The 6160-nt window shown below is 73.7% G+C and carries 4 protein-coding genes and 2 pseudogenes; 5 read left to right on the top strand and 1 reads right to left on the bottom strand.

Annotated features, from left to right (window positions below; translation table 11 throughout):
- Nucleotides 1–81: 81 nt before the first annotated feature.
- Entirely contained in the window at nt 82–1143 is a 1062-nt protein-coding gene (locus ACWGIU_RS26640) for a 3-oxoacyl-ACP synthase III family protein (RefSeq protein WP_453709844.1), read from the bottom strand.
- A 401-nt stretch (nt 1144–1544) separates the two neighbouring features.
- On the opposite strand from ACWGIU_RS26640, the pseudogene ACWGIU_RS26635 reads away from it, so the two are divergent.
- From ACWGIU_RS26635 to ACWGIU_RS26615, 5 genes and pseudogenes are all read left to right on the top strand, one after another.
- Nucleotides 1545–1617, top strand: a pseudogene (locus ACWGIU_RS26635).
- A gap of 74 nt (nt 1618–1691) precedes the next feature.
- Nucleotides 1692–2828 carry a gala protein gene (locus tag ACWGIU_RS26630; protein WP_453709842.1) on the top strand — a complete coding sequence of 379 codons (1137 nt, stop codon included), beginning with the start codon at nt 1692–1694 and terminating at the stop codon, nt 2826–2828.
- Nucleotides 2825–4534: an ankyrin repeat domain-containing protein gene (locus ACWGIU_RS26625; RefSeq protein WP_453709840.1), complete on the top strand. Its 1710-nt coding sequence runs from the start codon at nt 2825–2827 to the stop codon at nt 4532–4534. The genes ACWGIU_RS26630 and ACWGIU_RS26625 overlap by 4 nt, the downstream gene beginning before the upstream one ends.
- Nucleotides 4531–5730, top strand: a complete 1200-nt coding sequence (locus tag ACWGIU_RS26620) for an AAA family ATPase (protein ID WP_453709839.1) — start codon at nt 4531–4533, stop codon at nt 5728–5730. The genes ACWGIU_RS26625 and ACWGIU_RS26620 overlap by 4 nt, the downstream gene beginning before the upstream one ends.
- Before the next feature lie 12 nt (nt 5731–5742).
- A pseudogene (locus tag ACWGIU_RS26615) lies at nt 5743–6144 on the top strand (DUF2201 family putative metallopeptidase); the annotation flags it as partial.
- Nucleotides 6145–6160 lie beyond the last annotated feature (16 nt).

Genomic DNA, 6160 nt, shown 5'->3' with positions numbered 1-6160 from the left:
GCCCGCGAGGTCCACCACGGAGGCCGGGGCGGACCTGTCGGGAAGTGCGGTTGCGGCTGCGGTGATGACCATGCCCATGGCTCACACCCCCACGTTCGTGAGCGTCGCGGACAGGGCACCGGTGACCACCCCGGAGGCGGCCGGCACCAGCAGGTACTTGGCCCCGGGCCGGGCGCCGCCCGCCCTGAGGTGCTCGCACAGCGTCAGGAAGTGCGAGGTCGTGGCGGTGTTTCCGTACCGCTCCACGACGGAGAGCGAGTCGGGCATGGGTGTGGCGAACTCGGCCTCGGCCGTCTGGTTGGCGTAGTCGATGAAGCGGGTGCCGACCTGGTGCTGGATGACGTGGTCGAACTCCTCGGCGGCGAACGCCCGCCCCCGCTTGGCCAGGAAGTCCCCGTGGAAGCGTGGCCACAGCCTGAGCCGGTCGCGGTTGTGCATCTTCTTGTTGTCCGTGTAGAGGGAGATGCCCGGGGTGCGGTCGCTGGGCATGCCCATGCACAGGTGGGAGTACTCCGAGCAGGTCATGAGCTCGATGTAGTGGATGCGGTCGGCGGCGTCGACGGAGGTGTCCAGGACGACCGCGGCCGCCGAGTCCCCGACGGAGAGCGAGGCGAACTGCGGGTCGTAGGAGTCGGCCATCTCGCGGGCGGCGGTCTGGGCGACGCGGGTCGCCTGCTCGCCGCTGACGACCAGCCCGCGCCGTACGGCACCAGAGCGGATCATCCGGTCGAGCAGCCACACACCGGTCATCATTCCGGCGCAGGCGTTGGAGACGTCGAAGTGGATGGCCGAGCGGGCGCCCAGCTCCCCGGCCAGCATCGCGGCGAAGGACGGCTCGAAGGTGAAACGGCTGCCGTCCTTGAAGCGGGTGATCGAGGCGGAGATGACGATGTCGAGGTCGGCGGCCTGATAGCGGGAGGACTCCAGTGCGTCCCGGGCGGCGGACAGGGCCATCCCGAACGAGTCCTCGCCGGCGGCCGGTTCGGGGTCGTACACGCGCCGCTCGGTGATCCCGGTGATCTTCTCGATGTCGACGTCCCCCAGTCCCGGTACCAGGGCGGCGAGTTCTGGAGTGGTCTGGACGGCTGCCGGAAGGCAGACGCCTAAGGCTTCTATTCGGCTGTGTGCGGTGGCGGTGCTCATGTGTGTCGCTCTCCGTGGCGGTCCGCCGCGGGCATGGGAGTGCCAGGGCGGTGGTTGACAGAGGGATGCAAGGGGTGTCCGGGGAATAACGGACAGTCAAGTTACCGTAGCGTACCGAGACGTCGACGGTGTGTCAGGGCTTCGCAAATCAGGAACATACGGTCGAATATCGGCCACGCGTCGCCGTTCGCCGACACCGCGGCACCAAGCAGAATCAGAGCCTCCGCCCTTCTCGCCGCGAACCGCATCCTCGAAAACCTGTCCGGAACCACTCGGTCCGCCTCGCGGTCCGCCTCGCGGTCCGACTCGCGGGACGCGACCGCGGCCGGCCTCGGCGCCCACGAGACCGGCCAAACTGGTGATCGATTTCTGGCCGCCGGATGGGTATGATCGCCGTCAGCAAGGCCGTAGCGCAGAGGTCGTCGCGCCCACGCATCGAGCTGGAGGACGTCGGTTCGAATCCGACCGGTCTTGCGTCTCCTTCTGCAGTTCTCTCGTCAAGTCGTGATGGACGCCGGGCACCGGCGAATGAAACCGGTGGAGTGGTGATGACACAGCCGACACCCGTACGGTGCCCCGCGATCGAGCACCCCGACCTGCCACCGGCCGACCCGGCCCGCCTCGGCCCGCTGCTCGCCCGGCTCGCCGCGGACCGGCCCGTCGAGACCGACGAGACCTTCCCGCTCGGCACCCTGCGCACCGACGGCCGTGTCGACCTCTGCAAGCAGGGGCTCGGCCCGGCCGGCGCGGCCCGTCTGCTGCCGGCCGCCGCCGCCTCCCCGCACGCCAGGCACCTGCTCCTCGGTACCAACGCCATCGGCGACGCGGGCGCCGGCACCCTGGCCGAGGCGCTCACGGGCGACCACGGGCTGCACACCCTCTACCTCGGCTGCAACCGCATCGGCCCCGACGGGGTGGCCTCCCTCGCCGGCGCCCTCGGCGACGACACGACCGTCCGCGCCCTCTGGCTCAAGCGCAACCCGCTCTTCGCGGACGGTGCCCGCACCCTGGCCGCGCTGCTGCGCCGCAATACCGTCCTGCGCACCCTCGACCTCGTCAACACCGGGATCGGCGCCGATGGCGTACGCCTGCTGCTCGACGCCCTGCTGGAGCGTGAGCAGCCCCTGGAACGGCTCTTCCTCGGCGGCAACGGCCTCGGCCCTGAGGCCGCCCCGCTGCTGGCCGCCCTGATCCGGCAGGCCGGAATACGCGAGCTGTACGTCCCCGCCAACCACCTCGGCGACGAGGGAGCCGCGGCCCTCGCCTCCGCCGCGGCCGACTCCGCCCACCCGGTCCGTCTCGGGCTCGGCGGCAACGGCATCGGCGCCGCCGGAGCGCGCTGCCTGGCCGCCTCCCTCGGCGGCATCGAGGCGCTCGACCTCGGACGGACCATGTCGGAGCGCAGCCTCGGCTCCCCCGGCAACCACCCCGGCGACGCAGGGGCGTACGCCCTTGCCGCGGCTCTCGCCGGCAGCCCCCTGCGCCGACTGGAGCTGCGGCACACCGGCCTCACGGGGCGTGGTGCGAAGAGCCTGCTCGCGGCGGTGCCCGCGGACAGCGCCTTGGAGTACGTCGGCCTGGGCCCCGGCCTGCCCCGCCGCGTGAAGCGGTCCTTCACCGAGCGGCTGCGTCCCGCCCGGGCGGCGCACCCGGACGTGCGCGCCATCGGCAGTGTGTACCGGTGAGCGTGCGGAACGTGGAGAGCACGGAGAAGGCCGAACTGCCCGGCGGCTTCCGGCCGGAGGACGGACCGGCATGGCAGCGGATCCGCCGCTACGCCGTGCCCGGCTGGATGATCGAGCGGGCCACCGCGCACCGGCTGGCCGGTGACTGGCGGGCGGCCTGCGCGGCCGCCGCCGTGGACGTCGCCTTCGAGCTGCCCGACCTCGCGGCCCGCTACGGCGCCGAAGTGGCCGGGGCCGTCGCGGAGGACCTGCGCCACCTCGCCCCGGACCTGCTGCGCTGGCACCTGCCGCGGCTCCTGGGCGGCCGCACGACCATCGCCCCCGCACTGCGGATCCTGCTCGCCTCCTACGGCGGCCCCGGCGGCCCGACCCTGTCGGTCACCACCCCCGTTATGACCGAAGGCTCGCAGCGGCTGCGCCTGCACTGCGCGCCCGTCGCCGCCAAGAAGTGGAACGTGTACGCGGGGCACGGCTTCGTCTCGGAGGACTGGACCGCGGTCCGGCCGTTCTGGGACGCCCGGTGCGCGTCCGAACTGGGCGTGCGCTTCGCCGCCCCGGACGGCCTCGCCGGGCGGATCGCCCCGCTGTGGGCCCGGGAGGACGTGGTCGGGGCGTACCAGGCGGCGGGTATCGAGTGCGACCTGACCGTCCCCGCCCCGCAGCAGTACCAGCGCCCGGTGGACCCGCAGGGCCTCCTCGCCCGGATGCCCGTCGACCTCACCCGACTCACGCCGGAGGTGGCGCGGCTCGTGGCGACCGGAGCGGGCGACCGGTACCGGATCGCGGCCACCTGGCGCTCCTACCTGCTGCTGGAGCACACCGGTCCCGACGGGCTCCGGGCCCGCGTCGTCGAACAGGCCGAGGCGCTCACCGTCCCGCCCCTGCCCCGGTACGCGTGGCAACGCCTCCCCGACCTCGAACTGGTACGGACCGGCCGGATCACACCGCGCGAGCTGCACCCCCTGGTGGCCGCCGCACTGTTCCCGGGCGCCGGGCCGGCCATGGGCCCGCCCGGCCCCGACACGGGCAGGCCGGTCCGCGTGCGCTGCCGCGGCGGATGGCACGAGGTCCGCTCGCGGGGCGGCGTACTCGACGTACCGCACACCCCCGAGGAGCAGCAACGCGAGCGCGCCATGGGGGCGTTCGGCGGCGCGGTCTCGGGGTGTTTCGCCGTGCAGCAGGCCTGGACCACGGGTGAGGGGCGGCTGCCGCGCGCCCTCCGGGCCCAGCGGCACGAGTTCTTCCTGCGCGTCCAGCACGGCGACACACCGGGCGTGCTGGCGCTGCTGGACGCGGGGGTGGACCCCCGGATCCGTGACGCCCGCGGGCGCGGGCTGCTGCACGCGCTCCATCTGCTCGACCACGAGGTGCTGCTGCCCCGGCTGCTGGCGGCCGGAGCCGACCTGGAGGCGCGGGACAAGGCCGAGCGGACCCCGCTGCTGTCCGCCGTGCACTGGGGTGGTTCGGCGGAACTGGTCAGGGCCCTGCTGGCGGCCGGTTCCCGGATCGACGTCATCGACGAGATGGAACTGTCGCTGTCCCAGGAGATCCGCCGCTACAAGCGCACCGACCTCGCCTTCCTGCGCGAACGCGTCGACGCGGAGTTTCCGGGGATCGGCGCCGACTGGTTCGACGAGCACATGGATTACCGCGAGGACGAGGACGACGAGGACGAAGACGACGACGAGGGCGAGGACCACGCATGAGGGCGACCCAGCCGCAGCCCGCCCGGGCCTTGGCGGCCGCCGACGCCCTGGGCGCCCGGCTCAGCGCCACCCGCACCGAACCCGCCACGAATCCCCAACTGGAGGCCCTCGCCCTGGCCGTGACTGCCAATCAGCCGGTCCTCCTGTGGGGTGAGCCCGGCATCGGCAAGTCCGCCGGCATGGAGCGGCTCGCCACCGCACTCGGCGTGCCGCTGGAGACCGTCATCGCCAGCGTCCACGAGCCTTCCGACTTCGCCGGGCTGCCCGTCGTCGGCGAGGACCCGGCCACCACGGGTGTCCCGATGGCCCCGCCGGACTGGGCGGTACGCCTCGCTCGCACCGGCCACGGCCTGCTGTTCTTCGACGAGTTGTCCTCTGCCCCGCCGGCCGTGCAGGCGGCCCTGCTGCGCGTGGTCCTGGAACGCCGGGTCGGCAGCCTCGAACTGCCGGCGGCGGTACGGATCGTCGCCGCGGCCAACCCGCCCGCCAGCGCCGCGGACGGCTGGCACCTCAGCCCGCCGCTCGCGAACCGCTTCGTCCACCTCGACTGGACGCACAACCCCCGCACCGTGGCCCGCGGCATGGCCGGTACCTGGCCCGAGGTGGCGATCCCGGCCGTCGATCCCGCCAAGGCCGCCGGTGCGGTCGCCCGGGCCCGCGGCGCCGTCTCCGGCTTCCTCACCGCCCGGCCGGGCCTGGTCCACCACATGCCGGCCGAGGCCGCCGGACGGGGCCGCGGGTGGCCGTCACCGCGCACCTGGGAGATGGCCCTGCGGCTGCTGGCCACGGGGTACGCCGCCGCCTCGGGCCGGGAGGCGCTGGCCGCCGCGCTCACCGGGGCCGTGGGCGAAGCCGCCGGGATCGAACTGCTCTCGTACCTCGAACACCTGGACCTGCCCGACCCGGACCGGGTGCTGGCCGACCCGGACGCCTTCGCCCTGCCCGAGCGCGGCGACCGGCAACTGGCCTTCCTCATCGCCGTCGTCGCGGCCGTGCAGAGCGAGCTGACGCGCCCCCGCTGGGAGGCGGGCTGGGCGGTCCTCGCCAAGGCTGTGGACGCGGGCGTGCCCGACGTCGCCGCCCGGGCCGCCGCCGACCTCGCCGCGATGCGCGACCTCGACTGGCCGGTGCCCGCCGGCATCGACGCCTTCGTGGAACTGCTCCAGCTGTCCGGCTCGCTGCCGGGCGGCACCTGAACCCGGTCCGCCGTGCGCCCGGAGCTGGACCGCGCGAAGCTGCTGGCAGCCCGCTACAAGGCCGCCGAGACCCGTCCGTACCTCGCTTCCGCGCTGTACGCCCTGACCGTCGTCCCCTCGGCCGGCGTACCCACCATGGGCGTCGACCGGCACTGGCGCTGCTACGTCTCGCCCGCCTTCGTGGAGGCGACCCCGGTCACCGAGCTGGCCGGGGTGTGGATCCACGAGGTGGCGCACCTGCTGCGCGACCACCACGGCCGGGCCGAGCGGCTGCCCGCCGCGGACCAGCGCGATCCGGTCCGGGTCAACATCGCCCAGGACTGCGAGATCAACGATGACCTGCTGGCCGACGGGCTGGTCCTGCCCGAGGGCCGGATGGAGCCCCGGCTCTACGGCCTGGCCACGGGCGGCCTGTTGTATAGATAAGTGT

The organism is Streptomyces sp. NPDC054840 (genome assembly GCF_053611065.1).
Note: the sequence above shows the minus strand (reverse complement) of the source record. Positions and strands in the feature narration are given on the sequence as shown.

Coding starts and splice junctions, on each gene's coding strand:
- ACWGIU_RS26640 (WP_453709844.1), bottom strand. CDS start 1,143: ATGAGCACCGCCACCGCACACAGCCGAATAGAAGCCTTAGGCGTCTGC.
- ACWGIU_RS26630 (WP_453709842.1), top strand. CDS start 1,692: ATGACACAGCCGACACCCGTACGGTGCCCCGCGATCGAGCACCCCGAC.
- ACWGIU_RS26620 (WP_453709839.1), top strand. CDS start 4,531: ATGAGGGCGACCCAGCCGCAGCCCGCCCGGGCCTTGGCGGCCGCCGAC.